We start from the raw sequence: 26,785 nt of genomic DNA, 5'->3' as shown, positions 1-26,785 counted from the left end.
TAACCAATAACCAATAACCAACAATCAAATAGCCCCGTCTCTCAAGGCAATTCCACCTCGACCCGATCCCGCCCCGCCTGCTTGGCCGCATACACCCCCGCATCCGCCCGCAACAACAACGCATCCGCCCCCTCCCCAGCCCTCCACCCCGCCACGCCAAAACTCGCCGTCACCCGCCCCACACCATCCACCGGCAAACTCCGCACCCCCTGCCACAACTCCAGCGCCAGCAACCGCGCCTGATCGGCATTGCTCCCCGGACACAACACCATGAACTCCTCCCCACCCAGCCGACAGAACACATCGGTGCGCCGCAACCGCTGCCCGATCCGCTGACACAAACTACGCAGCACACGATCCCCCACCGCATGCCCGAACTGATCGTTGATCTGCTTGAAGTGATCGATATCAAGCATGATCACCGCCAGCTCCAGGCCATCACGCTGCGCCCGGTCCAACTCGCCACGCAAGCGCTCCTGGAAAAAGCGCCGGTTATGAATACCCGTCAGCGCATCGGTGATCGACAGCGCCCGCAGCTCCTCTTCCACTCGCTTGAGATCGGAAATGTCCGTCAGGTAACCATGCCAGAGCGTGCAATCCTGATCGCCAACTTCCGGCGTCGCCTCGCCGCGCACCCAGCGCAGCCCCGCCTTGGGCAGGCACACGCGGTACTCCTCGCGCCAGGGAGTCAGGTGCTCGGCGGAATAAAGCACCGACCGACGCACCCGCTCCAGATCGTCGGGGTGGATTCGTTCGAACACCGCTGCGGCATCCTCGCGCAACAGGGCAAGATCGACCTCGTAGATATCGTGCAGGCCAGCGCTGGCGTAGGGGAAACAGGAATGCCCGTCGACATCCAGGCGGTACTGATAGATGCCACCGGGCACCTCGGCGCTGAGTTTCTCCAGCAAACGGTCACGAACCGCCAGTGCCTCATGCACGCGGCGCCGTTCGGTGACATCGATGCAGATCGCCAGGTAGCCCACCCACAGCCCCTGCTCATCCAGCACCGCCGTCACCAGCATGTTCGCCAACAGATGGCTGCCGTCCTTGCGCACCAGCGTCCAGTCGGCAGGTTCGCCCCCCCCCTCCTGCGCGGTTTCCGCGAACATCGCCTGGCCAGCACCGATTTCACGGCCATAGCGCACGCTCAAGGCATGGGCGCGCTGGCGCAGCTCGTCAGGCTGGACCAGATCCTCCAGACGCAGTCGGCCCAACGCCTCACCGGCACTAAACCCGAGCATCCGCTCGGCACCAGCATTGAACGTGCCAATCACCCCGCGCAGGCTGGTGGCGATGATCGCCACCTGGGTCGCGGCATCGAGCACGCTGCGCAGCTGGTTATGAGTCTCGCGCAGTGACTGTTCGCTGACCTGCAACTCGGCCGTGCGCCGGGCAACCAGGCTCAGCGCTCGCTGGCGCTGACTGAACAGGCTATAGAACAAGGTCGCCAGCAGCACGCTGAGCATGCCGCCCAACAGGATCACCACCGGGACCGCCGTGGACTGGTTGGCCGCGAGAAATCCCGGGCTGGGGCGAATGTCGAGCTGGTAATCATGATCGGCCAAGTGCAGCAGGTAGCTGCCCGTAAGCGCGATCCGCGCCGGCGATGTGCCCGAGTCGAACAGCACCTCATGGCCCCCTTCGGTGGACATATCGCGAATGCGCATCACCAGATTGTCGTCCGCGACGGTCGGCAGACTTTCGGCAATCAACTGATGCAGGCTCAACAGCGCCATGACATAGCCTGTCGGCGGACCACCGACAGGCGCCGAATCGGCGAACACCGGGGCGACCAGCAACAGACCGCGGGTGTAGGCCGGCTCGACATCGAGCATGTCCAGTGGCGCCGATACCGCCATGCTGCCGGGGCTCATGGCCCTGGACAGGGTCGCCTCGCGCAGGGGCTGGCCGCGCAGGTCAAGCCCATAGGGCTGCCCCTGCTTGCTCGCCGCCTGCGTGTAAAGCACCGGGTAGTAGTAATCCCGTGCGGGGGCAGGCTGCCAGCCGCCTTCGGCGTTGCGGTCGCGGATCTGGTAAGGCTGGCGCAACCAGGCACTGGCTCCCTGCTCGAAAGCCTCGCGCTGCCCGGCGGCGACCCGCGGTGCCCAGGAGTAGGCCTGGGTGCGGTGCAGCAGCGGGCGGGCGTAGCCATCGAACTCGGCCGGTGTGATTTCGCTGGAATAGCTGAAGAAGCGACGCAGGCTGTCCAGGCGCTGTTCCTGCTCCTCGAAGCGCTCGGCAATGCGGCTATGCCGCTCGCTGGCCAGCAGTTCGAAGCGCTGGCGCAGCTGCTGCTTGTAGAAACCCTGGGCGGCCAGGGCCAACGCCGCCGTGAGCAGCACCCCGGCAACCAGCGCCGTCAGGGCCACACCCCAGGCCGGCAGCGGGCCACCGAACAGGCCAAGGCGCTTCGCAGGTTCACCTGGGTCAGACATAGAGGACTCTCGGCAACGTCAGCGTCCTGCGTATGGTCCCGCCCTGTACTGCTTTATAGCCACTGGCCAGCCACCATGCCATGTACCTCGTCGGCTCAGCGCAGACGCAGTTGCCAGGCGCGGTGAATGCGGCTGTTGCGGGCGAAGTCCGGATCCAGGGTCTGGGCGCTGATCTCCTCCACCACATAGCGCGTCGCCAGGTGCTCGTCGAGCTGGAACTTGCGGAAGTTGTTGGAGAAATACAGCACCCCGCCCGGCGCCAGGCGAGCCATGGCCAGGTCGAGCAGCTCGACATGGTCGCGCTGCACATCGAACACCCCTTCCATGCGCTTGGAGTTGGAGAAGGTCGGCGGGTCGATGAAGATCAGGTCGTAGCTGTCCTGGGCGTTCTGCAGCCAGGCCATGACATCGCCCTGTTCCAGGCGATTGCGCTCGGAGAAGCCATTCAGCGACAGGTTGCGCCGCGCCCAGTCCAGGTAGGTCTTGGACAGGTCGACGCTGGTGGTGCTGCGCGCGCCGCCCTTGGCCGCGTGCGCGGTAGCCGTGGCGGTGTAGCAGAACAGGTTGAGGAAGCGCTTGCCGGCCGCCTCGCGCTGGATACGCATGCGCATCGGGCGGTGGTCGAGGAACAGCCCGGTGTCCAGGTAGTCGGTAAGGTTGACCAGCAGCTTGACGCCACCTTCGCTCACCTCCTGGAAGCGCCCCTCGGTGGCCTGGCGCTCGTACTGGCGCGTGCCGCTCTGCCGCTCACGGCGCTTGAGCACCACCCGCTGCGGGTCGACGCCCAGCGCCTGGGGGATCGCCGCCAGCGCGTCAAGCAGGCGGGCCTGGGCCTTGTCCGGATCGACCGAACGCGGCGCGGCGTACTCCTGTACATGCACCCAATCGTGGTACAGGTCGACCGCCAGGGCGTACTCGGGCATGTCGGCATCGTAGACGCGATAGCAATCGACCTGCTCGCGGCGCGCCCACTTGCCCAACTGCTTGAAGTTCTTCTGCAGTCGGTTGGCGAACATCTGCGCGCCCTCGGACAGACGCGCCGGCTCGCTGGCGAGCGGCGCCTGGCGGCCCGGCTCACCCTCGCCCGTCTCGGCCTGGCGACGTTCGCCGGTAACGAACTGGTCGGGCTGCACCTTGAACAGCAACAGCTTGCACGGCAGCGCGCCGTTCCAGAAGGCGTACTGCTTGTGGCTGCGAATGCCCATGCGCTTGCCCAGCTCCGGCGCGCCGGTGAACACTGCCGCTTCCCAGCCCATGCAGGCCTGGCGCAGGCGCTCGCCGAGGTTCTGGTAGAGGTACAGCAGGCTGGCCTCGTCGCCCAGGCGTTCGCCATAAGGCGGGTTGCTGATCACCAGGCCTTTCTGGTTCTGGTCCGGACGCGGCTCGAAACTGGCGACCTCGCCCTGGTAGATCTTCACCCAGTCACCCAGGCCGGCACGCTCGACGTTGTTGCGCCCCGGCTGGATCAGCCGTGGGTCGGCTTCATAGCCACGGATCCACAGCGGTGGCTTGGCCAGGCCAGCCTGCGCCCGGGCCTGGGCTTCGTCATGCACCTTGCGCCACAACGCCGGCACATGGCCGAGCCAGGCGCTGAAGCCCCAGCGCTCGCGCTTGAGGTTGGGAGCGATGTCGGCGGCGATCATCGCCGCCTCGACCAGGAACGTACCCACACCGCACATCGGGTCGGCCAGGGCGCCACCCTGGGCGGCGATGCGCGGCCACCCGGCGCGGATCAGCACCGCAGCGGCAAGGTTTTCCTTCAGCGGCGCGGCGCCCTGCTGCAGGCGATAGCCGCGCTGGTGCAGGCTGTGGCCGGAAAGATCGAGGGACAGGATCGCCTCGCCACGGTCCAGGCGCAGGTGCACGCGCACATCCGGATCGACCTTCTCCACCGACGGACGCAAGCCCTCACGGTTACGCAGCTTGTCGACGATCGCATCCTTGACCTTGAGTGCGCCGAAATGCGTATTGTCGATACCCGAGCCATGGCCGCTGAACTCCACCGCCAGGGTGCCGTCGGCGGCCAGGTGATCGGCCCAGTCGACCGTCTGCACGCCATCGTACAGGTCGTCGGCGTTCTTCATCGAAAAACGCTTGAGCACCAGCAGCACGCGGTTGGCCAGGCGCGACCACAGGCACAGGCGATAGGCGGTTTCCATGTCGGCGGCGCCGCGGATGGCCGAGGTGTGTTCACGCACTTCGTCCAGGCCCAGGCTGCGGGCCTCTTCGGCGAGCAGGCCTTCAAGGCCTTTGGGGCAGGTGAGGTAGAGTTCGAAACGGTCCGACATGAGCAATCCAGAGCCTTGGGCTAGGTAAGTGACAGGTCGACGCATCGACCTGCCGATGTTTGCCCGCACGCCCTTCCAGCAGGCGCACGGGTGGCCGGCGAGCCATCTCGCCAAGCCAGGCCACCCAACGTTCCTGGCACTCGCCGGCTGGCGGAAATGCGTTGGATCGTCGAGCAGTGTGAAAATTTCGTGGACGAGGGATCCAGATGTGACCCTTCGTCGCATTACCAAATATTACTGTCATCATCCAGCAACGCTGGCCAAATGACGTCAGGAATCACTAAACCCTGATCATAGCGGGCTCAACGGCAAACAAGGTTGAGTCGCATTTATTTACTTATCCTTTCACCCTCGGAAAGGTTACGTCCTTATGACAAATCGATCATTCACACTGTGACCCGCATTCGTTAGAACTGGTCTCAGGCCACCTCGCAATGGGGTGGCACTTCCAGCCCGCGACGCCGGCAGCGGGCGCACACCGGCAGAGCGATTCTGCCCGGCCTCGGAGAGGTCGACGGGACATTACAGTCAACAAGTGAGGGCAACACCCTATGAGAAGACTTAAGCGTGATCCGTTGGAAAGAGCATATTCACGTGGCTACCAGTATGGGGTCACCGGCAAATCCCGCGAGCTTTGCCCCTTCAATCTACCCTCTGTACGCCAAGCCTGGATCAACGGCTGGCGCGAAGGTCGCGGCGATAACTGGGACGGCATGACCGGCACCGCTGGCATCCAGAGACTCAACGAAAATCACGCCGTTGGCTGAACGAGGACACTGAATTCGAGTTACCCATGCGCGCCCCATCCGGGCGGCGGGCTACGGCCCAGGGGGTCCCTTGAGGGACCCCTTTTTTATGTAGTCGATTTGTACCCGCGAAAGCGCCCTTGAGATCACCTCTGCATCGCGGCAATGGCATCCACTGCCTCGCGGATCAGCGTCGGCCCTTTGTAGATGAACCCCGAATAGATCTGCACCAGGCTCGCGCCAACGGCGATCTTTTCTGCCGCATGACGGCCTTCGGTGATACCACCGGCGGCGATGATCGGCAGCTTGCCGCCCAGCTCGCTCGCCAGCACCTTCACGATGTGAGTGCTCTTTTCCAGCACCGGAGCGCCGGACAGACCGCCCGCCTCCCCGCCAAACGGCAGGCCCTCGACGCCTTCACGGCCCAAAGTAGTGTTGGTCGCGATCACCGCATCCATCCCCGACTCGACCAGCGCGGCCGCCACCAGCGCGGTTTCCTCGTCGCTCATGTCCGGTGCGATCTTGATCGCCAGCGGCACACGCTTGCCATTGGCCGATGCCAGTTGCTCACGACGCTCGGCCAAGGCATCAAGCAGTTGCTTGAGCGAGTCGCCGAACTGCAGCGTGCGCAGCCCTGGCGTATTGGGAGAGCTGACATTGACGGTAATGTAGCTGGCGTCGTTGTAGACCTTTTCCAGGCAGATCAGGTAATCGTCCTGTGCCCGCTCGACCGGCGTGTCGAAGTTCTTGCCGATGTTGATGCCCAGCACACCGTCATAGCGCGCAGCGCGCACCCGCGCCAGCAGGTGGTCGACACCCAGGTTGTTGAAGCCCATGCGATTGATGATCGCGGTGGCCTCGGGCAGGCGGAACAGCCGCGGCTTCGGGTTGCCCGGCTGCGGACGCGGCGTCACGGTGCCGATCTCGACGAAGCCGAAGCCCAGCTGGGCGAAACCGTCGATGGCCGCGCCGTTCTTGTCCAGGCCCGCGGCCAGGCCGACCGGGTTGGCGAAGTTCAAGCCCATGACCGTCACCGGCAACGCCGCCGGCTGCTTGCACAGCAAGCCGTTGAGGCCCAGGCGGCCACCGGCGCCGATCAGGTCCAGCGACAGGTCGTGGGAGGTTTCCGGGGAGAGCTTGAACAGCAGCTGGCGGGCCAGGGTATACATGGGCGGGCGGACTCGCGGTGAGTGAGGGGGCGATTATAGCCAGCGCGCCGCCCGGGCGACAGGGCCATGGCACATGGGTTGCAGCATCGGCTGCATGCAACCTTTGCCAACGACCGAGGATCCCCGTGAACACACCCCTCCCGACACGGCCCCTGGCCTGGGTCAACGGCAGCGACGCGCCGGAAAAGCCCAGCCTGGATATCGGCTTCATGGCCCTGACCGACTGCGCCTCGGTGGTGGTCGCCGCCACCCAGGGCTTCGCCCAGCAACAGGGCCTGACCCTGAATCTGCGACGCCAGGCCTCCTGGGCGGGCATGCGCGACAAGCTGGTCAGTGGCGAGCTGGACGCGGCCCACTGCCTGTACGGCCTGGCCTATGCCGTGCATCTGGGGATCGGTGGCGGACCAGCCAGCGACATGGCGGTGCTCATGGGGCTGAACCAGAATGCCCAGGCCATCAACCTGTCCCTCGCCCTGCAACGCAAAAGCGTGACCAGCCCCGAGGCACTGACGCGGCTGGTGCACCAGGGTGGCGCACGTTTAACCTTCGCCCAGACCTTTCCCACCGGCACCCACGCCATGTGGCTGTACTACTGGCTGGCCAGTCAGGGCATCCATCCGCTGCGCGACGTGACCAGCGTAGTGGTGCCTCCGGCGCAGATGGCTGCCCACCTGCAGGCCGGGCGCATCGACGGCTTCTGCGTGGGCGAGCCGTGGGCGGCGCACGCCATTGCCCGCGGCCAGGGCTTTACCCTCGCCACCAGCCAATCGATCTGGCCAGATCACCCGGAAAAGGTGCTGGCCTGCGCCAAAGCGTTCGTCGAGTGCTATCCCAACAGCGCGCGGGCATTGATCAAGGCGATACTCGCCGCCGCTCGCTTCATCGAGCAAAACCAGGAAAACCGGCGTGGCGCTGCGCAGTTGCTCAGTGGCAGTGCCTACCTGGACACTCCCATCAGCAGCATCGAGCCACGCCTGCTCGGCGACTACCAGGATGGCCTGGGCAATCGCTGGCACGACCCGCACGGTTTGCGCCTGTTCGACCAAGGCCGGGCGAACCTGCCCTATCTGTCCGACGGCATGTGGTTCATGACCCAGTTCCGCCGCTGGGGGTTGTTGCGCGAAGACCCCGACTACCTGACCGTGGCCAGCCAGGTCCAACAACTGGCGCTGTACCGCGAAGCCGCCGAGGCCTTGGATGTGCCCTGCGCATATCCGCCCATGCGCAGCAGTCTGCTGATCGACGGCGGCCGCTGGGATGGCAGCGACCCTCACGGCTATGCCCGCAGCTTCTCACTGCACGCGCTGGACGCGGCGCCCGACCGGCGTGCCAATCGTTGAGGGTCTGGACATGATGCGCATCCTGCTGATCGACGACACCGAAAAGAAAGTCGGCCGCCTCAAGGCCGCGCTGGGCGAGGCCGGCTTCGATGTGATCGAAGCCGGCAGCCTGAGCATCGACCTGCCTGCCTGTATCGAAACGGTGCGCCCGGACGTGGTGCTGATCGATACCGAGTCACCCGGTCGCGATGTGATGGAACAGGTGGTAGTAGTCAGCCGCGACCACCCTCGCCCCATCGTGCTGTTCACCGACGAGCACGACCCCGGGGTGATGCGCCAGGCGATCCAGGCCGGGGTCAGCGCCTATATCGTCGAAGGCATCCACGCTGCGCGCCTGCAACCGATCCTCGACGTGGCCATGGCCCGTTTCGAAAGCGATCAGTCGCTCAGGGCCCAGTTGCTGGCCCGCGACCAGCAACTGGCCGAGCGCAAGCGCATCGAGCAGGCCAAAGGCCTGTTGATGAAGATGAAGGACTGCAACGAGGAACAGGCCTACACCCTGATGCGCCGCCAGGCCATGAGTCGGCAGCAGAAGCTGATCCAGGTGGCGGAGCAGATCATCGCCATGTCGCAGATGCTGGGGTAGGTGCGCAGAACGCGACGCGCAGCGGTCGGACTTGGCCCGGCTCTTGCTCGACAGATCGACAGATCGACAGGCAGCCAACGGCGGTTGCCCCCTAGCCCCGACAAAGACGTCGCTCCCTGTCCACGATCCTGGACCGGGCAGCGGCGTCTTTTCGTTTCCGCCACTGTGCTGTGCGCCCTGCGAGGTGTTCGATGAATACGAGCTTCTGGAAATCCGGGCATGTGCCCACCCTGTTCGCCGCCTTCCTGTACTTCGACCTGAGCTTCATGGTCTGGTACCTGCTCGGCCCTCTGGCGGTGCAGATCGCCGCCGACCTGCAGCTCACCGCCCAGCAACGGGGCCTGATGGTGGCCACGCCGATCCTTGCCGGGGCGATCCTGCGCTTCGCCATGGGGCTGCTGGTCGATCGCCTGTCGCCCAAGACAGCAGGGCTGATCGGCCAGGTGGTGGTGATCGTCGCCCTGGCCTGCGCCTGGCACCTGGGCGTAAACAGCTACGAACAAGCACTGTTGCTGGGCGTGTTCCTCGGTTTCGCCGGCGCCTCGTTCGCCGTGTCCCTGCCGCTGGCCTCGCAATGGTATCCACCCCAGCATCAAGGCAAGGCCATGGGCATCGCCGGTGCCGGCAACTCCGGCACGGTGTTCGCCGCGCTGCTGGCCCCGGCCCTGGCGGCGGGCTTCGGCTGGAACAATGTGTTCGGCTTCGCCCTGCTGCCGCTGCTGCTGACCCTGGCGCTGTTCGCCCTGCTGGCGCGCAATGCTCCGCAGCGGCCACAGCCCAAGGCCATGGCCGACTACCTCAAGGCCCTGGGTGACCGCGACAGCTGGTGGTTCATGTTCTTCTACAGCGTGACCTTCGGCGGCTTCATCGGCCTGGCCAGCGCCCTGCCCGGCTATTTCAGCGACCAGTACGGCCTGAGCCCGGTGACGGCCGGCTACTACACCGCCGCCTGCGTATTCGCCGGCAGCCTGATGCGCCCGCTCGGTGGCGCCCTGGCCGACCGTCACGGCGGCATCCGCACCTTGCTGGCGATGTACGGCGTGGCTGCCGTGTGCATCGCCGCGGTCGGCTTCAACCTGCCCAGCGCGACCGCCGCGCTGGCACTGTTCGTCAGCGCCATGCTGGGGCTCGGCGCCGGCAATGGCGCGGTGTTCCAGCTGGTGCCACAACGCTTCCGCCAGGAGATCGGGGTGATGACCGGGCTGATTGGCATGGCCGGCGGCATCGGTGGTTTCTTGCTCGCCGCCGGGCTTGGCGCCATCAAGCAGCACACCGGCGACTACCAACTGGGCTTGTGGCTGTTCGCCAGCCTGGGCCTGCTGGCCTGGTTCGGCCTGCATGGCGTCAAGCAGCGCTGGCGCACCACCTGGGGCTCGGCGGCGATCACCGCCGCGCGGGTATGAGCCTGCGCCTGAGCTTCGCCCAGGCCAGCGCCACCGGACCGCGGGAGGAAAACCAGGACGCCCTGCGCCTGGTCACCCCCGCGGCGGAACTGGCCGCCAGCAAAGGCTACCTGTTCGCCCTCGCCGACGGCGTCAGCCAGTGCGCCGACGGCGGCCTGGCGGCGCGGGCCAGCCTGCAGGCGCTGGCGCTGGACTACTACGCCACGCCTGCCACCTGGACCGTGGCCCAGGCCCTGGACCGCCTGCTGCTGGCGCAGAACCGCTGGCTGCGCGCCCAGGGCAATGGACAACCCCTGCTGACCACCCTCAGCGCCCTGGTGTTGCGCGGGCGACGCTTCACCCTCGCCCATGTCGGTGATTGCCGCCTCTACCGCTGGAGCGCCGGGCGCCTGCAATGCCTGAGCGAAGACCATGTGTGGGACCAACCGGGCATGCAGCACGTGCTCAAGCGCGCGCTGGGCCTGGACCAACAGTTGCTGGTGGATTATCTGGAAGGCGACCTGCACGAAGGCGAGTGCTTCCTGCTGCTCAGCGATGGTGTCTGGGCCAGCCTGGGCGACAGGCACATCCAGTCGATCCTGCGTGAACAGCCCGACCTGCAGGAAGCCGCCGATACCCTGGTGGCCGCCGCCCATCTCTGTGGCAGCCAGGACAATGCCAGCGCCTTGCTGGTCCGCGTCGATGAGCTGGGCTCGGCTAACCTCGCCGACACCCTGGCGCAGTCGCAGCGATGGCCACTGCCCGGTGCCCTGCGCGACGGGCAAACGATCGATGGCTGGAAGGTCGATGGCATGCTCGGTCAAAGCCGCCAGTCACTGCTCTATCGCGTGCGGGATGAGCGTGGCCAAGCCTGGCTGCTCAAGACCTTGCCCCACTGCGCAGAGGCGCAACCCAAGGCGGTCCAGGGTCTGCTGCTGGAAGAGTGGTTCCTGCGCCGGGTTGCAGGCCGGCACTTTCCCGAGACGCACCCGGCCGGCCAACGCCAACACCTGTACTACCTGATGCGCGAGTATCCAGGTATGACCCTCGCCGCACTGTTCGCCAGCCAGGGCCCGCTCCCCCTGACACAGTGGCTGGAGATTGCCCGCCAGCTACTGCAGGCGGTTGGCGTGCTGCACCGGCGCAACCTGCTGCATCGAGACATCAAGCCAGAGAACCTGCATCTGGGCAGCGACAGCCAGTTGCGCGTGCTGGACTTCGGTCTGGCCTATTGCCCGGGGCTGTCCGAGGACCAGCCCCATGCCTTGCCCGGCACGCCCTCGTTCCTCGCCCCGGAAGCCTTCGACGGCCTGTCGCCCGGGCCGCGTCAAGACCTGTATGCCGTGGGCGTGACGCTTTACTACCTGCTCACCGGCCATTACCCCTACGGCGAGGTCGAGCCGTTCCAGCGGCCACGCTTCGGTACGCCAGTGAGCCCGGCGCGCTACCGCCCGGATTTGCCGGAGTGGTTGCAGCGCAACCTGTTGCAGGCCGTGACGGCAGACCCGGCGCAGCGCTTCGAGACTGCCGAGCAGTGGTTGCTGCTGCTGGAGCGGGGAGATCGCCAGGAGCTGGACGAGCGGCCAAGGCCGTTGCTGGAGCGCGAGCCGCTGAGGGTATGGCGCACGATTGGGTTGGTGTCGCTACTGTTGAACATGCTGTTGCTGCTGGTGTTGCTCAAACGCTGAGCGCGCAGGCGAGTGACGCTCCATGTAGGAGCGGCCTCGTGTCGCGAAAGGGGTGCGCAGCGCCCCCAAGGATATCGGTATCATGCGCGATTGTCGGGGCGGCTACGCAGCCCTTTCCGGCCGGTCCGACGCCTCGGCAAGGCCGCTCCTACAAAGGCGGGGCGAGGTGTGTCCCGAGAAATCGCGGACAAAGAAAAACCCGGCCAAGGCCGGGTTTTTCGTGAAGCGTCAAACCAATTACTTGGCCTGGGCTTCTACCTGAGCTTCTACGCGACGGTTGACGGCGCGGCCAGCATCGGTGGCGTTGTCGGCGACCGGACGGGTCTCACCGTAGCCAACCGAGTCAACACGGCTCGATTCGATGCCGTACTGCTGGGTCAGGACGTTCTTGACAGCGTTGGCACGACGCTCGGACAGCTTCTGGTTGTAAGCGTCTGGGCCGACGGAGTCAGTGTGACCTTCCACGGTGGTGGTGGTCTGTGGGTACTGCTTCATGAAGTCAGCCAGGTTCTTGATGTCGCCGTAGCTGTTTGGCTTGACGACCGACTTGTCGAAGTCGAACTTGACGTCCAGCTCAACGCGAACGACTTCGGCAACAGCCGGGCAGCCATCAGCGTCAACGGTAACGTTGGCTGGGGTGTCAGGGCACTTGTCGACGTTGTCGCAGACGCCATCGTTGTCGCTGTCGGAGCAGACTTCGGCAACTGGAGCCGGAGCAGGAGCCGGCTTGGCGCCGCCGCTGCCACCGAAGTTCAGACCCAGACCAACGGTCGGACCCCACTCGGTGTTGCCGTTGTCGATGTTGTACATGGCTTCGACGCCGGCACGGGCGAAGAACATGTCGGTGATGTACCACTTGGCGCCAGCACCGACGTTGGCGAAGGTGGAGTGGTCGCGGCCGCTACGAGTGGCCTGGCCCAGGCTCTCGTGAGCGAAACCAGCGGAAACGTACGGACGCAGTGCATCGCCGACGGTACCGAAGTGGTAGGTGGCGTCCAGCTTGGTCTTGGAGCCTTTGATGTCTTTGTTGAAGACTTCACCACGAGCGTTGTGGGTCTCGTTGTAGCCCAGGTCCAGGGAGACGTCGTCGGTCAGGAAGTAACCGAGGCGGACACCAGGGTTGGTGCCGGTGTTCTTGAAGTTACGCTCGCTGTCGTAGAACTGCTTGGTGACGTTGCCTTCGATTTCGACTGCGCCTTGGCCTTGAGCCAGAGCGCCGAGCGAAGTCACGGCTACGAGAGAGCCAATGGCCAAGCCCAAGGTGTTTTTCAATTTCATCCGTTAAATCCCCATCTGGTGATAGTTAAGCAGTCCCACCAACATCCGGGGGACAACTCGACGGCAAGTCTAGCAGAACTTGCCGGTTGGTTAGAGGTATTTGCGGCCCACTAAGTTTCAGCCAGGCCCGCAAATTTCTCTCTAAGCTTGTCGAGCGCACGTTTGTAACGCATTTTCGTGGCACTCAGGCCCATGTGCATGATGTCCGCGATCTCCTGGAATTCCAGCTCTGCGACAAATCGCAGCACCAGGATTTCCCGATCGATCGGGTTCACATGCACCAGCCATTTATCCAGCCCGCCTTTCTCTTCAGGTTTCGGAGCCTTGTCTTCGGACGCCTCTTCGACAGGGTCCAGACTCAAGGCATCCATCAACCTTCGCTTGCGGCGCTCCTTGCGGTACTGGGTGATGCATTCGTTGTAGGTGATGCTGTAGAGCCAGGTCTTGAACTTGGATTTGCCCTCGAAGTTCTTCAGCCCGTAGAGCACCTTCAGCATTACCTCCTGACAGACATCGTCGGCATCCCGGTCGTTCCCCAAGTACCGTGCGCAGACGTTGAACAGCGTGCGCTGGTAGCGCCGCATGAGTTCCTCATAGGCGCGGGTAACGTGAAACAGCTCCTCATGCGAACGCGCCACCAACTCCTCGTCGGTGAGCTCCCGGGGGTCATAACGCATGGGCGGCGAATGAACTTTATTCAAAACGGATCTGGCCGACAGTCAGGTCAATGTCGCCGCTTGGCCCCGTGGGCCGATTTTCGCGGCGGCATACATTAACAGCTTTTGTGCGGTTAGCGGCTATTCACGCGCTGCTCGAGCAGTTCGCGATTGGACAGCGACACCAGTTCGCCATCATCGGTCAGCAGTGTCGTCTTGACCGTGCCGATCTCCTCGATCTGCCCTTCGACCTCGCCAATCCGCACCTGCTGGCCCACCTGGTACAACTCGCGCACGTAAATCCCGGCCAGAATCTGCCCGGCGATTTCCCGGCTGCCCAGACCCATCGCCAGTGCAATTGCCAGACCAACGGTAATCAATCCGATGACGATCACATGGTTCAGCAGGTCGGTCTTGACCTCCAGCTGGCTGATCGCCACCGAGATGCTGATGATGATCACCAGGCCCTGGGCGATGCGCCCGACACCCGCGGCGTATTCCAGGCCGATGCCCTCGGCGGCGCCGCGCACCAGGCCGTTGACCAGTTGCGCCAGCAGCACGCCGGCCAGCAGCACCAGGGCCGCGCCGAACACCTTGGGCAGGTACAGGGCGAGCATGTCGAGGGTCGCCGAGACACGCTCAAGGCCCAGGGATTCAGCGGCGGAAACCAGGAAGATCAACAGCACGAACCAGTAGACGATCTTGCCGATCAGCGTCGAGATCGGTACCTGGATCCCAACCCGAGCGAGCATCTTGGTCAGGCCGGTACCGCTCATCAGGCGATCGAGGCCGAACTTGGCCAGCACCTTGGACAACAGGGTATCGAGCAGCTTGGCCACGACGAAACCAAGCAGCACCACGACCAGCGCGCCGAACAGGTTGGGGATGAAGTTCGCCACCTTGGTCCAAAGGGCAGTCATCGCGGTGACCAGGCTCTGGGTCCAGAGATCGAGTTCCATATTCAATCGGCCTTATCTGCTTTGCCGCCAACGGCGGCGTTGCGGGTAGAGTTGCGGCGCACCGGCGCGACATGCGCCGAGCCATTGTTCACGGCGATCAGCAGCGCCTGGCTCCAGCGGCCAAGCAGGCTGAACAGGTCGCCCGCGCCGACCTGGCGGTTGGCGGTCTTGAGCACGCGACCCAGGCAGGCGGCGTCGTCGCGGTCCTGGCCGGACGGCGACGCCTTGAGCAGGTCGCGCAGGGATTCTTCAAACGGATCGTGCATGGGCACCTCGCGCAATGTCAGTCAAAGACGAGGGCGCCGGGCAACGGGTCACACCTGCCACTGGGACGAATGTTTCAAAATGCCTCATTTCATACCCAGCGCAGTCGACGGAACAGCCACCACTGCCCCGCCGCCAACCCCAGTACCACGGTGCAGGCGAACAGGAAACCATAGGGGTTTTCCGCCCCGGGAATGCCACCGACGTTGATCCCCAGCAGCCCGGTGATAAAGCTCATGGGCAGGAAGATGCAGGTGATGATGCCGAACCGGTACATGGTCCGGTTCATCCGCTCGCTACGCCGCCGATCCTCGGTTTCCAGCACCAGCGCGGCCCGCTCGCGGGCCAGCTCCAGTTCTTCTAGGTAGCGGATCAGGCTGTTGTTCAGCTCGTTCCAGTAGTCGCCGTCCGCTTCGGCAAACCAGCTGCACTTGCTGCGCGAGAGCTGGGCGTAGATGTCGCGCTGCGGGGCGAGAAAACGACGCAGGCCAGCGGCGCGGCGACGGATCTGCTGGAGGCTGCCCTGCTCAGGGGCATACCGTTCGTCGGATTCTACCTTCTCTTCCTCGGTATCGACCGCCTCCGACAGGTCGCTGACCAGCGCCTGGACCTTTTCGGTGAGCAGTTCGCCCATGAGCAGCAACAGCTCGGAAGCCGATTTCGGCCCCCTGCCCTCGTCCAGTTGCTGGAGAATTTCGTCACTGGCGCGCAGCGGGCGCAGGCGCAGCGAAATGACCCGACGCGCTTCGGCGAAAATGCGCACCGAGACCATGTCTTCCGGCTCGGCGCCGGGGTTGAGGTTGACCCCGCGCAGGAACAACAGCATCTGCTCGTTGGCCATCGGCAACAGGCGCGGACGGGTGTTTTCCTCCAGCAGCAGGTCGCAGGCGAACTCGCTCAAACCGCTGTCATGCAGCAGCCAGGTGCGCGTCTGCGGATGGCTGCGATCCCAGTGCAGCCACAGGCTTTCCTCGGCCTGCAGCTGCAAGCCGTCCAGCTCGGTGCGGGCGATCGAGCGAGCGCCCCCCTTGCCGTCGAGCACCAGGGCATGCACCAGCCCCCATTGCGCGTTGTCTTCCTCGAACATCAAAGCTCCATCAGCAGGCAACGCGTCACTCGGGCATTTCCAGTGGGCTTGGCGAGACGATCACGCCATTGTTGTCGGCGTACACGTACTCACCCGGGCGGAAAGTCACCCCGGCGAAGGTCACCGCGACGTTGAGGTCGCCGATGCCGCGCTTGTCGGTCTTCATCGGGTGGCTGGCCAGGGCCTGCACGCCGACGTCGGTCTGGATGAGCACATCGACGTCACGCACGCAGCCGTAGATCACCAGACCTTCCCAGCCGTTCTTGGCGGCCTTCTCGGCCAGCATGTCACCCAGCAGCGCACGGCGCAGCGAGCCACCGCCGTCGACCACCAGGACCTTGCCCTTGCCGTCGAGCTCGACCTGCTCCTTGACCCGCGAGTTGTCCTCGAAACACTTGATGGTGACGATCTGGCCACCGAATGAATCGCGGCCGCCGAAGTTGCTGAACATGGGTTCGAGCACTTGCACCAGGTCCGGGTAGGCGTCGCACAGGTCGGGCGTTACGTAATGCTGCATGGGAAACTCCTGTCAGTCACAACGAAAGCGGATGTGGGAGCAAGGCTACACCGCAGGAGGCATGGCAGTCATCCAGGACCGGCCAGTCAGTTTGCTTTTACCTGTTCCGACCGTTTCGCGGACAAATCCGCTCCCACAGGCGAGTTGCAAAACCCGCGAAGAAGCCAACGCGGGATCAACTGGCAGGCACCGGCTCCATCACCGCCGTCGAGGCATGCACCGGCGCCAACGGATCGCGCAACCAGCGCTCCACCAGCGGCCATACCTGCGCCTGCGCAGCCTTGCTGACCAACATGTCGACGTGTCCGAAGGCTTCGAAGCCCTCCTCGCGCCCCAAGCGCAGAAACTGCCTGGCGTCGCCGCCGAACTGCTCGAACAACTTGCGACAGGCCCACACCGGGTCCTGGAAGTCGCCGGCCCCGGCCACCGCCAGCAGCGCTACCTCGACCTGCGCCAGGCCCGACCACCAGTCCTTCTCCTTGTCGCCGAAACGACCGAACAGGCCGTTCCAGCGCAGGCTCTCCAGCACCAGTCCGATCGGCTCGTCTTCCGGGCCGCGCTTGAGCCGCGGGCCGGAGATCTGTGCAAAACGCTTGAGTAGCAGACGGGCGCCCCACTCCACGGGTGGCACCTTCAATGGCCAGTAGACCCGGCTGACCTGGGTGCCGAACAGTGCCGCGCTGGCCACCAGCCCGGTGTCCAGGCAACCGCTGCCCAGCGCCGCCGCCAGGGTGGTGCCGCCCAGCGAGTGGCCGACCCAGTGCGGCGCCTGCCCGGCCTGCTCGCGAACGAAGGCACCGATCACCGGCAGGTCGTAACGCGCATAGTCGGCCACGCGGTTCTGCCGCCAGTCGCGGTTGCGCGGCGACAGGCCGTGGCCGCGCATCTCCGGGATCCACACATCGAAACCGGCGCGGGCCAGGTAGGCGCCCAGGCCGATGCCCTTGGGCGAATACCAGAAACGTCGGTTGGAGAAACTGCCGTGCAGGAGAATGACCGGCACCCCCTGGGCGCGGTCCTGGTCGGCCAGGCCCAGGCGGGTGACGGCCAGCTCGACGCTCGGATCGGGGCTGTTGCCGGCCTTGATCCGATAGACGTCCTCGCTGAGATCGCCGCGGCGCTCGGCACTGAGCAACGCGACGGGAAATTGGGTGGAGCTGCTTTGCATGGGTTCACGAAAAAACAGGTGACTTGAACGTGGGAGCGGGCTTGCCCCGCGATGGTGTCAGGGCAGACTACAGAGGTGTCCTTGCTGACGCCATCGCGGGACAAGCCCGCTCCCACGCAGTTAACACGAGGACGTCTCGCGCCCTCGCCGATCACATCAGGCCGCGCCCTGGCCCTCGGCCAGGAAGAACCAGGTCTCGAGCACCGAGTCTGGGTTCAGCGACACGCTCTCGATGCCCTGCTCCATCAGCCACTTGGCCAGGTCCGGGTGGTCCGATGGGCCCTGGCCACAAATGCCGATGTACTTGCCGGCCTTGTTGCACGCGGCAATTGCGTTGGCCAGCAGCTTTTTCACCGCCGGGTTACGTTCATCGAACAGGTGGGCGATGATGCCCGAATCGCGGTCCAGGCCCAGGGTCAGCTGGGTCAGGTCGTTGGAGCCGATGGAGAAGCCATCGAAGTATTCGAGGAACTCCTCGGCCAGCAAGGCGTTGGACGGCAGCTCGCACATCATGATCACGCGCAGGCCATTGTCGCCACGCGCCAGGCCGTTCTCGGCAAGCAGGTCGACGACCTGGCTGGCCTCGCCCAGGGTGCGCACGAACGGCACCATGATCTCGACGTTGGTCAGGCCCATCTCGTTGCGCACGCGCTTGAGTGCGCGGCATTCGAGCTCGAAGCAGTCACGGAACGACTCGCTGATGTAGCGCGAGGCACCGCGGAAGCCCAGCATCGGGTTCTCTTCTTCCGGCTCGTATAGTTTGCCGCCGATCAGGTTGGCGTATTCGTTGGACTTGAAGTCCGACAGGCGCACGATGACCTTTTTCGGGTAGAAGGCCGCGGCCAGGGTGCTGATGCCCTCGACCAGCTTCTCGACATAGAAACCGACCGGATCGTTGTAGCCGGCGATGCGCTTGTCGACGCTTTCCTTCAGCTCAGGCGGCAAGCCCGCGTAGTTGAGCAGTGCCTTCGGATGCACACCGATCATGCGGTTGATGATGAATTCCAGGCGTGCCAGGCCCACGCCGGCGTTAGGCAGCTGGGCGAAATCGAAGGCGCGGTCCGGGTTGCCGACGTTCATCATGATCTTGAACGGCAGCTCGGGCATGGCATCGACGGAGTTCTGCTTGATGTCGAAGCCCAGTTCGCCCTCGAAGATGAAGCCAGTGTCGCCTTCGGCGCAGGATACGGTGACACCCTGGCCGTCCTTGAGGATCTGGGTGGCGTTGCCGCAACCGACCACGGCCGGAATACCCAGCTCACGGGCGATGATCGCGGCGTGACAGGTACGCCCACCACGGTTGGTGACGATGGCGCTGGCGCGCTTCATCACCGGCTCCCAGTCCGGGTCGGTCATGTCCGAAACCAGCACGTCGCCGGGCTGGACCTTGTCCATTTCCGACACGTCGTTGATCACGCGGACCTTGCCGGCGCCGATGCGCTGGCCGATGGCGCGACCTTCGACCAGCACGGTGCCCTTCTCCTTGAGCAGGTAGCGCTCCATGACATTGGCGCTGGCACGGCTCTTCACGGTCTCGGGGCGGGCCTGGACGATGTACAGCTTGCCGTCGTCGCCATCCTTGGCCCACTCGATGTCCATCGGGCGCTGGTAGTGCTGCTCGATGATCATCGCCTGCTTGGCCAGCTCGTTGACTTCGTCGTCGCTCAGGCAGAAGCGCGCGCGCTCGGCGCGATCGACTTCGACGGTCTTGACCGAGCGACCGGCCTTGGCCTCGTCGCCATAGACCATCTTGATCGCCTTGCTGCCCAGGTTGCGGCGCAGGATCGCCGGACGGCCGGCCTGCAAGGTCTGCTTGTGCACATAGAATTCGTCAGGGTTGACCGCACCCTGTACCACGGTTTCGCCCAGGCCATAGGCACCGGTGATGAACACCACATCGCGGAAGCCCGACTCGGTGTCGAGGGTGAACATCACACCAGCGGTGCCGGTCTCGGAGCGGACCATGCGCTGCACGCCGGCGGACAGGGCGACCAGCTTGTGGTCGAAGCCCTGGTGCACGCGGTAGGCAATGGCACGGTCGTTGAAGAGGGAGGCGAAGACTTCCTTGGCGGCGCGGATGACGTTGTCGACGCCGCGAATGTTGAGGAAGGTCTCCTGCTGGCCGGCGAAGGAAGCGTCCGGCAGGTCTTCGGCGGTGGCCGAGGAGCGCACGGCCACGGCCATGTTGTCGTTGCCCTTGGACATTTCGGCGAAGGCGGTACGGATTTCCGCATCCAGGCGGGCCGGGAACTCGGCCTCCATCACCCACTGGCGGATCTGCGCACCGGTCTTGGCCAGGGCGTTGACGTCATCGACGTCCAGCGCATCGAGCGCCGCGTGAATCTTGTCGTTCAGGCCGCTCTGCTCGAGGAAGTCGCGGTACGCCTGAGCCGTAGTGGCAAAGCCGCCCGGCACCGATACGCCGGCACCGGCAAGATTGCTGATCATCTCGCCCAGGGATGCGTTCTTGCCCCCCACATGCTCCACATCATGGACGCCGAGCTTATCGAGGGAAACTACGTACTCTACCAAGGTGATCTCTCCACTAACTGTATTGGAAAAGCTCAAGGGCGCCCGCCTGCCTGCATTGCGACTGGGCCGGACGCTTGTGGCCTGGACCTGGAAAATAAGTGAGAATGCCGAGCAACCGCGTTCGGCAAACCGAACCTATCATATCCAGAAACATTCGGCAGCTTAAGGCCCCCAGGTGCAAATGAAACGAACCGCGTTCTTCATCTCCGACGGTACCGGCATCACTGCAGAAACGCTGGGCCAGAGCCTGCTCGCGCAATTCGAGAGCATTCCGTTCAATAAATTCACGCGCCCCTACATCGATACGCTGGACAAGGCCCGGGCCATGGTCCAGCAGATCAACGCCGCGGCCGAGCGCGACGGAGTGCGTCCGATCATTTTCGACACCATCGTCAACCAGGACATCCGTGAGGTCATGGCCACGTCCAATGGCTTCATGATCGACATCTTCTCGACGTTTTTATCCCCGCTCGAACAGGAATTGACCGCCCATTCGTCGTATTCCGTGGGCAAATCCCACTCGATCGGTGGCAATTCCAACTACATGGAGCGCATCGAGGCGGTCAACTTCGCCCTCGACAACGACGACGGCGCACGTACCCATTACTACGACAAGGCCGACCTGATCCTGGTCGGCGTGTCGCGCTGCGGCAAGACCCCGACCTGCCTGTACATGGCCATGCAGTTCGGCATCCGCGCCGCCAACTACCCGCTGACCGAGGACGACATGGAGCGCCTGCAACTGCCGGCGGTGCTCAAGAAGCACCACAGCAAGCTGTTCGGCCTGACCATCGACCCCGACCGCCTGACCGCCATCCGCCACGAGCGCAAGCCCAACAGCCGCTATTCGAGCTTCGCCCAGTGCGAGTTCGAGGTGCGCGAGGTGGAGAACCTGTTCCGTCGGGAGAACATCCCCAACATCAACTCCACGCATTTCTCGGTGGAGGAGATCTCGGCGAAGATTCTGGTGGAGAAAGGCGTGGAGCGGCGGTTCAAGTAGACCTGTATAACCCTCAAGGCCTGCGCAGTCCCTGTAGGAGCGGCCTTGTGTCGCGAAAGGGCCGCATAGCGGCCCCGGCTATATCAGCTTGATGCACAAATCTTTGGGGGCGCTTCGCCCCCCTTTCGCGACACAAGGCCGCTCCTACAGGGACTGCGCAGTGGATATGAAAAAGCCCCGGCATCACTGCCGGGGCTTTCTTTTACCTCACCGCAAGGCTCAGGACGGTACTACCGCCGCCTGCCCGCTCAGCGCCAGGTCGACCAGCTCGCGGTTGGCCACCGCGTACATCGCATAGTCGGTGCCGGTGGCGTTGCGCAGGTCGTCGAGCATGGCGCGCCAGCGCTCGACCATCACTCGATGCTGCTCGCACCACAGCGCCACGCGCGCATCCATGTCGTCCGGGGCATCGGCCATCTGCAGCACCGAGATGGTGATCGCCCGCTGCTGCAGGTCGATGTCGTCGCGGAACGCCTCGCGGGCCAGAGCCTGCCAGTTGTTGTCCACCGGCAGGTTGCTGATCTCCTGCAGGTACCAGGTCAGGTCCAGCGAGCTGCCCACGGCGAAGAACGCCTTGGCCACCTGCGCCGGATCGTGACCGGTCACGTCGGCGGCCTCGATGATCGGCAGCAGCGTGTACAGGTGGCTGGTGCCGGCGACCATGCGCGCCAGCAACTCAGGCACACCGGCCTCGACGAAGCCCTGGTAGCGGACCATCCAGCGCTCACGGGTCGGGCCCTCCAGCAGCTCGTCCAGCTTCAGGCCCAACTGGGCGATCTTCGGCCCGAAGTGGGCCACGTCACGGCCAGCATCCTGCTCGTTGCGCCGGCTGCGCAGGAACCAGCGGGTGGCGCGGCGACCCAGGCGCATCAGCTCGTCCATCAGGGTCAGCTGGATCTCGGCCGGGACCTGGTAGTCCAGCGCCTCGATCTGGCGGAACCAGTGCGGCAGGTGGAAGATGTCGCGCACGATCACGTAGGCGCCGGCGACGTTGGCCGGGCTCATGCCGGTGGACTCCTTCAGGCGCTGCACGAAGGTGATGCCCATGTTGTTGACCAGGTCGTTGGCGATCTGGGTGCTGACGATCTCGCGCTTCAGGCGGTGACGACGCATGGAATCGGCGAACTTGCTCACCAGCGACGGCGGGAACGCGGTTTCCATGTCGCGGGTCAGGTAGTCATCGTCCGGCACCAGCGACTTGAGCAGTTGCTCCTTGAGGTCGATCTTGCTGTACGAGATCAACACCGACAGCTCGGCGCGGGTCAGGCCCTGGCCGGCCGCCAGGCGCTCGGCCAGCTGCTCCTCGGTGGGCAGAAACTCGATGGCGCGGTCCAACTTGCCACGCGCCTCCAGGTCGGCCATCAGGCGCTTGTACTCGGCGATCCGCTCGCGGGCGCGGCGGGCAGCCAGCGACAGCGCCTGGGTCTGCTTGTAGTTGTTGCCCAGCACGAGCCCGGCGACTTCGTCGGTCATGCTGCCCAGCAGCTGGTTGCGCTGCTTCTCGGTCATGTCGCCACCCTGCACCACTTCGTTGAGCAGGATCTTGATGTTGACCTCGTGGTCGGAGCAGTCCACGCCGCCGGCGTTGTCGATGAAGTCGGTGTTGGTGGCGCCGCCGTTGAGGCCGAACTCGACCCGGCCGAGCTGGGTCATGCCCAGGTTGCCGCCCTCGCCCACCACCTTGCAGCGCAGCTCGTTGCCGTTGACGCGCAGGGCGTCGTTGGCCTTGTCGCCGACATCGGCGTGGCTTTCAGTGCTGGCCTTGACGTAGGTGCCGATACCACCGTTCCACAGCAGGTCCACCGGCGCCTGCAGCAGTGCGTGCAGCAGCTCGGTCGGAGTCAGGCGGTCGGCCTCGATGGCGAAGCGTTCCTTCATCTGCGGGCTGATGGCGATGCTCTTGGCGCTGCGCGGGAAGATCCCGCCGCCTTCGGACATGATGCTGGTGTCGTAGTCGCTCCAGGCCGAGCGAGGCAGGTCGAACAGACGTTTGCGCTCGACGAAGCTGGTGGCCGGGTCCGGATTCGGGTCGATGAAGATGTGCAGGTGGTTGAACGCAGCCACCAATTGCAGCTTGTCGGACATCAGCAGGCCGTTGCCGAACACGTCGCCGGCCATGTCACCGACACCGACCACGGTGATCGGGTCTTCCTGCACGTTGATGCCGCGCTCGCGGAAGTGGCGCTGCACACCGACCCAGGCGCCACGGGCGGTGATGCCCATTTTCTTGTGGTCGTAGCCGGCCGAGCCGCCGGAGGCGAAGGCGTCGCCCAGCCAGAAGCCATAGTCGATGGCGATGCCGTTGGCGATGTCGGAGAAGGTCGCAGTGCCCTTGTCCGCCGCGACCACCAGGTACGGATCGTCGTCATCGTGGCGCACCACGTTGGCCGGCGGCACCACGCCACCGTCCTTGAGGTTGTCGGTGATGTCGAGCAGGCCGGAGATGAAGATGCGGTAGCACGCCACGCCTTCGGCGGCGATCTCGTCGCGGCTGCCGCCCAGCGGCAGGCGACGCGGCAGGAAGCCGCCCTTGGCGCCGACCGGCACGATCACCGAGTTCTTCACCTGCTGGGCCTTGACCAGGCCGAGCACTTCGGTGCGGAAGTCCTCTTCGCGGTCCGACCAGCGCAGGCCGCCGCGAGCGACGTTGCCGAAGCGCAGGTGCACGCCCTCGACCCGAGGCGAGTAGACGAAGATTTCGAACTTCGGCACCGGCTTGGGCAGCTCGGGGATCAGCTTGGGGTTGAACTTGAAGCTGAAGTACGACTTGTTCAGCCCGTTCGCGTCAGGCTGATAGAAGTTGGTGCGCAGGGTCGCCTTGATCAGGTCCAGGTAGCGGCGCAGGATGCGGTCTTCGTTGAGCACCTGGACATCGTCCAGGGCGGTGAGGATCGCCTGCTCCAGGCGCTGCTGCTTGTCATCCAGGTCTTCCTGGGTCAGCTTGCGCGCCAGGTAGAAGCGGGTCTTGAACAACCGGGTCAGCTCGCGGGCGATGTCGGTGTGGTTGTTCAGGGTGCTGGCGATGTAGCCCAGGTCGAAGCCCAGGCGAATCTGCTTGAGATAGCGGGCATAGGCGCGCAGCAGCGCCACGTCGCGCCACGGCAGGCCGGCGGTCAGCACCAGGCGGTTGAAGGCGTCGTTTTCGGCGTCGCCCTTGACGATATGGACGAAGGCGTCCTGGAAGGTGTCGTTGAGCTGCTGGATGTCGAGGTTCAGGCCTTCGCTGTAGGTGAAGGCGAAATCATGGATCCAGAACTCACGGCCGCTGGCATGGCGCAAGCGGTACGGGAACTCGCCAAGCACGCGCAAGCCAAGGTTTTCCAGGATCGGCAGCACATCCGACAGCGCCAGCGGCGTATCGGCGTGATACAGCTTGCAGTGCAGCTGGCGCTCGCCCAGTTGCGTGAGCGGCTGGTAGAAGCTCATGGCCAACGGCTTGGCTTCGGACAGGCTCAGCACGTGCTGCATGTCGACCACCGCCGAATGCGCGGCAAAGCGCTCGCGGTAGCCGGCCGGGAAGCCTTTCGGGAAGTCGGCCAGGATGTTGGTGCCCTGGGCCTCGCCGAAGTTCTCGACCACCAGCGCCGAGTAATCGTCCTGCCACGAGCGACAGGCCTGGATAACTTCGTTTTCCAGCTGCTGCGGGTCGATGTCGATGCGATTCTTCGGATCCACCCGCAGAATCAGCTGCACACGAGCCAGCACCGATTCGGAGAAGAAGGTCCAGAACTCGCAGTCGGTGGCTTTCAGGCGCTCCATCAGCACCTGCTGGATCTTCTGCCGCACTTCGGTGGAGTAGATCTCACGCGGCACGTAGGCCAGGCAGTAGCAGAAGCGGCCGTACGGGTCCTTGCGCAGGAACACGCGAATCTTGTTGCGCTCCTGGATCTGCACGATCGACATGGCGGTGCTGAACAGCTCGTCGATCGGGGTCTGGAACAGGTCGTCGCGCGGCAGCACCTCGAGCACCTGGGCCAGTTCCTTGCCCAGGTGGGCTTTGGGGTCGAAGTGCGAACGGCGCTCGACTTCAGCGACCTTGCCGCGGATGTACGGGATGGTGTGCACGCTCTCGCCATACACCGACGAGGTGTACAGGCCCATGAAGCGGCATTCCTTGATGACCTTGCCGTCCTGGTCGATCTGGCGGATCGATACGTAGTCCGGGTACGCCGGGCGGTGTACGCGGCTTGGCTGCGAAGCCTTGGCGAACGACAGCAGGCGTGGCTCGCGCAGGTAGGCGACGGCGTAGTCCTCGATACGCAGGTCATCAGCACCAAGGCCGGCGCGCAGCAGGCGGGCCAGGCCGAGGAACGAGTGCTCGTCGTAGACCAGGTGGCCGCCGTCGGCGTCGGATTCGACGGTGAATTCCTCGTAGCCGAGGAAGGTGAAATGGTTGTCCAGCAGCCACGACAGGAAGCTCTTCACCTCGCCCTTGTCATGCTGCGCCGGCCCGAAAGCGGTGTGCTCCACCAGCTCCATCAGCTCGCGGATCTTGGCCTTCATCGGCTCGAAGTCGGCGACCACACCACGCACCTCGGCCAGCACCTGCTCCAGTTCCTTGGTCAGGGTGTTGAGCTCGGCGGCGCCGGAGCAGCGGTCGATCTCCAGGTACATCAGCGACTCATGGCTGACGCCTTCGCCCTGGGTGCCCTTGGGCAGCAGTTCGACCAACTCGCCCTTGGCGCCGCGGCGCACGCTGAGCACGGTGGTCTGCAGGGTATGGATGCTGTAGCCGCGGCGATTGAGCTCGGTACGCACCGAGTCGACCAGGAACGGCAGGTCGTGGTGCAGCACCTCGACCACGGTGTGGGTCGACTGCCAGCCGTGGCGTTCGTAATCAGGGTTGTAGACCCGCACTTGCGGGTGCTCGGGGTCAAAGCGCTCGATGATGCGCCAGGCGGACAGCGTGCAGCCGGCCAGGTCCGACAGCCTGCGCTGAGTGAGTTCGTCCAGAGAGATGATGCCGAAGAACTGCTCGGCGAACAGCGCCACTTGTGGCAGGGACTGCTCGCTGATGTGCTGCGCCAGGGCCGTCTGCAGTTGATGCTGGAAGTCGGCTTTGCTGGCTGCGGTGAAGAACGCCATCTGTGGTACTCCGCTTGGGCTTTGTTATAGGTGAAGCGTCGTGCGCCGTGTACGGATCAACGATAGCCAACCCGTGACATGCCGGACGGTAAACCGGGCGTTGGCCATGAGCATCACGACCAACGACTGGGGAGCTTAACGACTGAACGGTCATTTCGGCTTGCAGCGCTGCGACAATTTCGGTCAATGCGCGGTAACTTTACGTTTATCGGGGCCGTCAAGGCTGTCAGAATTCCTTTCCTTTGCCATTGATCCGAGCCGCCCATGCAACTGAAAACCGCTCTGCTCTTCGCCACCCCCTGCGATGACGAGGAAGACAACATGGCGACCCTGTGCTGCCACAGCGACAAGGGGCAGATGTTCCTGCTGACCCGTTATCCGGACGAAGACACCGTCGACCTGACGCTGGATGATGAGCCGTCGACGCTCGATGGGCTGAAGGTGACGCTGAGTGCCGAGCGGCTGCTGATCGAGGTGGCGGCTGGGGATCGTGATGCGTTGAAGGGGGATGAACAGCTGGAGATCATCCTGACCAGCGCCGGAACCGACATGGATGAAGTGAAGGAAACCTTGCAGAACATCCTCGCCGGGACCGGGACGTT

The 26,785-nt window shown here is 64.5% G+C and carries 19 protein-coding genes; 7 read left to right on the top strand and 12 right to left on the bottom strand.

The genetic code is table 11. From position 1 onward, the window contains the following. Positions 1 to 41: 41 nt before the first annotated feature. Entirely contained in the window at positions 42 to 2,438 is a 2,397-nt protein-coding gene (locus N5D48_RS17910; protein ID WP_279886807.1) for a diguanylate cyclase, read from the bottom strand. Between the two features lie 95 nt (positions 2,439 to 2,533). Next, positions 2,534 to 4,726, bottom strand: a complete 2,193-nt coding sequence (rlmKL, locus tag N5D48_RS17905; RefSeq protein WP_279886803.1) for a bifunctional 23S rRNA (guanine(2069)-N(7))-methyltransferase RlmK/23S rRNA (guanine(2445)-N(2))-methyltransferase RlmL — start codon at positions 4,724 to 4,726, stop codon at positions 2,534 to 2,536. 551 nt (positions 4,727 to 5,277) lie between these two features. Between rlmKL and N5D48_RS17900 the strand changes: the two genes are divergently transcribed. Continuing rightward, positions 5,278 to 5,493: a ribosome modulation factor gene (locus tag N5D48_RS17900; RefSeq protein WP_080642046.1), complete on the top strand. Its 216-nt coding sequence runs from the start codon at positions 5,278 to 5,280 to the stop codon at positions 5,491 to 5,493. 125 nt (positions 5,494 to 5,618) lie between these two features. On the opposite strand, the gene N5D48_RS17895 is transcribed toward N5D48_RS17900, so the two are convergent. Further along, entirely contained in the window at positions 5,619 to 6,641 is a 1,023-nt protein-coding gene (locus N5D48_RS17895) for a quinone-dependent dihydroorotate dehydrogenase (RefSeq protein ID WP_279886798.1), read from the bottom strand. 125 nt (positions 6,642 to 6,766) lie between these two features. On the opposite strand from N5D48_RS17895, the gene N5D48_RS17890 reads away from it, so the two are divergent. From N5D48_RS17890 to N5D48_RS17875, 4 genes are all read left to right on the top strand, one after another. After that, entirely contained in the window at positions 6,767 to 7,981 is a 1,215-nt protein-coding gene (locus N5D48_RS17890) for a CmpA/NrtA family ABC transporter substrate-binding protein (protein ID WP_279886796.1), read from the top strand. Between the two features lie 10 nt (positions 7,982 to 7,991). Continuing rightward, positions 7,992 to 8,567, top strand: a complete 576-nt coding sequence (locus N5D48_RS17885; RefSeq protein WP_279886793.1) for an ANTAR domain-containing protein — start codon at positions 7,992 to 7,994, stop codon at positions 8,565 to 8,567. Positions 8,568 to 8,758: 191 nt separating this feature from the next. After that, on the top strand, positions 8,759 to 9,970 hold the full coding sequence (locus N5D48_RS17880) for a NarK/NasA family nitrate transporter (protein WP_279886790.1): 1,212 nt from the start codon (positions 8,759 to 8,761) through the stop codon (positions 9,968 to 9,970). Further along, entirely contained in the window at positions 9,967 to 11,637 is a 1,671-nt protein-coding gene (locus tag N5D48_RS17875; protein WP_279886789.1) for a bifunctional protein-serine/threonine kinase/phosphatase, read from the top strand. The genes N5D48_RS17880 and N5D48_RS17875 overlap by 4 nt, the downstream gene beginning before the upstream one ends. Positions 11,638 to 11,874: 237 nt before the next feature. Here N5D48_RS17875 and N5D48_RS17870 read toward each other — a convergent pair whose 3' ends face one another. The 8 genes from N5D48_RS17870 to ppsA all read right to left on the bottom strand — a co-directional run bounded on the left by N5D48_RS17870 (position 11,875) and on the right by ppsA (position 20,098). Beyond that, on the bottom strand, positions 11,875 to 12,915 hold the full coding sequence (locus N5D48_RS17870; protein ID WP_279886788.1) for an OmpA family protein: 1,041 nt from the start codon (positions 12,913 to 12,915) through the stop codon (positions 11,875 to 11,877). Between the two features lie 110 nt (positions 12,916 to 13,025). Further along, positions 13,026 to 13,592: an RNA polymerase sigma factor SigX gene (gene sigX / locus N5D48_RS17865; RefSeq protein WP_050704759.1), complete on the bottom strand. Its 567-nt coding sequence runs from the start codon at positions 13,590 to 13,592 to the stop codon at positions 13,026 to 13,028. Between the two features lie 113 nt (positions 13,593 to 13,705). Further along, on the bottom strand, positions 13,706 to 14,530 hold the full coding sequence (locus tag N5D48_RS17860) for a mechanosensitive ion channel domain-containing protein (RefSeq protein ID WP_279886787.1): 825 nt from the start codon (positions 14,528 to 14,530) through the stop codon (positions 13,706 to 13,708). 2 nt (positions 14,531 to 14,532) lie between these two features. Then, the gene (locus N5D48_RS17855) at positions 14,533 to 14,796 is read right to left on the bottom strand and encodes a CrfX protein (protein ID WP_279886785.1); all 264 of its coding nucleotides are present in this window, start codon (positions 14,794 to 14,796) and stop codon (positions 14,533 to 14,535) included. 89 nt (positions 14,797 to 14,885) lie between these two features. Then, complete coding sequence (locus N5D48_RS17850; RefSeq protein ID WP_279886783.1) at positions 14,886 to 15,881, bottom strand: zinc transporter ZntB; 996 nt, start codon at positions 15,879 to 15,881, stop codon at positions 14,886 to 14,888. Between the two features lie 25 nt (positions 15,882 to 15,906). Then, on the bottom strand, positions 15,907 to 16,398 hold the full coding sequence (gene rraA, locus N5D48_RS17845; RefSeq protein WP_279886780.1) for a ribonuclease E activity regulator RraA: 492 nt from the start codon (positions 16,396 to 16,398) through the stop codon (positions 15,907 to 15,909). Between the two features lie 175 nt (positions 16,399 to 16,573). Then, positions 16,574 to 17,566 carry an alpha/beta fold hydrolase gene (locus N5D48_RS17840; protein WP_279886777.1) on the bottom strand — a complete coding sequence of 331 codons (993 nt, stop codon included), beginning with the start codon at positions 17,564 to 17,566 and terminating at the stop codon, positions 16,574 to 16,576. A gap of 156 nt (positions 17,567 to 17,722) precedes the next feature. Then, complete coding sequence (gene ppsA, locus N5D48_RS17835; protein WP_279886774.1) at positions 17,723 to 20,098, bottom strand: phosphoenolpyruvate synthase; 2,376 nt, start codon at positions 20,096 to 20,098, stop codon at positions 17,723 to 17,725. A 181-nt stretch (positions 20,099 to 20,279) separates the two neighbouring features. Between ppsA and N5D48_RS17830 the strand changes: the two genes are divergently transcribed. Then, entirely contained in the window at positions 20,280 to 21,098 is an 819-nt protein-coding gene (locus tag N5D48_RS17830) for a pyruvate, water dikinase regulatory protein (protein ID WP_028692934.1), read from the top strand. A gap of 219 nt (positions 21,099 to 21,317) precedes the next feature. Here N5D48_RS17830 and N5D48_RS17825 read toward each other — a convergent pair whose 3' ends face one another. Next, positions 21,318 to 26,183, bottom strand: coding sequence for an NAD-glutamate dehydrogenase (locus tag N5D48_RS17825; RefSeq protein ID WP_279886768.1), 4,866 nt, complete (start codon positions 26,181 to 26,183; stop codon positions 21,318 to 21,320). Positions 26,184 to 26,447: 264 nt separating this feature from the next. Here N5D48_RS17825 and N5D48_RS17820 point away from each other — a divergent pair. Continuing rightward, positions 26,448 to 26,785 (top strand): hypothetical protein (locus tag N5D48_RS17820; RefSeq protein WP_279886765.1); only part of this gene is annotated, 338 nt, incomplete at its 3' end.

The organism is Pseudomonas sp. GD03858, assembly GCF_029840925.1.
Lineage (GTDB): Bacteria > Pseudomonadota > Gammaproteobacteria > Pseudomonadales > Pseudomonadaceae > Aquipseudomonas.
The sequence above is the reverse complement of the archived record's forward strand: the minus strand, read 5'-3'. Positions and strand labels throughout refer to the sequence as shown.

What these genes read in the sequence shown, in the direction of transcription:
- N5D48_RS17910 (WP_279886807.1), bottom strand. Translation starts at nt 2,438, where the DNA reads ATGTCTGACCCAGGTGAACCTGCGAAGCGCCTTGGCCTGTTCGGTGGC.
- rlmKL (WP_279886803.1), bottom strand. Translation starts at nt 4,726, where the DNA reads ATGTCGGACCGTTTCGAACTCTACCTCACCTGCCCCAAAGGCCTTGAA.
- N5D48_RS17900 (WP_080642046.1), top strand. Translation starts at nt 5,278, where the DNA reads ATGAGAAGACTTAAGCGTGATCCGTTGGAAAGAGCATATTCACGTGGC.
- N5D48_RS17895 (WP_279886798.1), bottom strand. Translation starts at nt 6,641, where the DNA reads ATGTATACCCTGGCCCGCCAGCTGCTGTTCAAGCTCTCCCCGGAAACC.
- N5D48_RS17885 (WP_279886793.1), top strand. Translation starts at nt 7,992, where the DNA reads ATGATGCGCATCCTGCTGATCGACGACACCGAAAAGAAAGTCGGCCGC.
- N5D48_RS17880 (WP_279886790.1), top strand. Translation starts at nt 8,759, where the DNA reads ATGAATACGAGCTTCTGGAAATCCGGGCATGTGCCCACCCTGTTCGCC.
- N5D48_RS17875 (WP_279886789.1), top strand. Translation starts at nt 9,967, where the DNA reads ATGAGCCTGCGCCTGAGCTTCGCCCAGGCCAGCGCCACCGGACCGCGG.
- N5D48_RS17870 (WP_279886788.1), bottom strand. Translation starts at nt 12,915, where the DNA reads ATGAAATTGAAAAACACCTTGGGCTTGGCCATTGGCTCTCTCGTAGCC.
- sigX (WP_050704759.1), bottom strand. Translation starts at nt 13,592, where the DNA reads ATGCGTTATGACCCCCGGGAGCTCACCGACGAGGAGTTGGTGGCGCGT.
- N5D48_RS17860 (WP_279886787.1), bottom strand. Translation starts at nt 14,530, where the DNA reads ATGGAACTCGATCTCTGGACCCAGAGCCTGGTCACCGCGATGACTGCC.
- N5D48_RS17855 (WP_279886785.1), bottom strand. Translation starts at nt 14,796, where the DNA reads ATGCACGATCCGTTTGAAGAATCCCTGCGCGACCTGCTCAAGGCGTCG.
- N5D48_RS17850 (WP_279886783.1), bottom strand. Translation starts at nt 15,881, where the DNA reads ATGTTCGAGGAAGACAACGCGCAATGGGGGCTGGTGCATGCCCTGGTG.
- rraA (WP_279886780.1), bottom strand. Translation starts at nt 16,398, where the DNA reads ATGCAGCATTACGTAACGCCCGACCTGTGCGACGCCTACCCGGACCTG.
- N5D48_RS17840 (WP_279886777.1), bottom strand. Translation starts at nt 17,566, where the DNA reads ATGCAAAGCAGCTCCACCCAATTTCCCGTCGCGTTGCTCAGTGCCGAG.
- N5D48_RS17830 (WP_028692934.1), top strand. Translation starts at nt 20,280, where the DNA reads ATGAAACGAACCGCGTTCTTCATCTCCGACGGTACCGGCATCACTGCA.
- N5D48_RS17825 (WP_279886768.1), bottom strand. Translation starts at nt 26,183, where the DNA reads ATGGCGTTCTTCACCGCAGCCAGCAAAGCCGACTTCCAGCATCAACTG.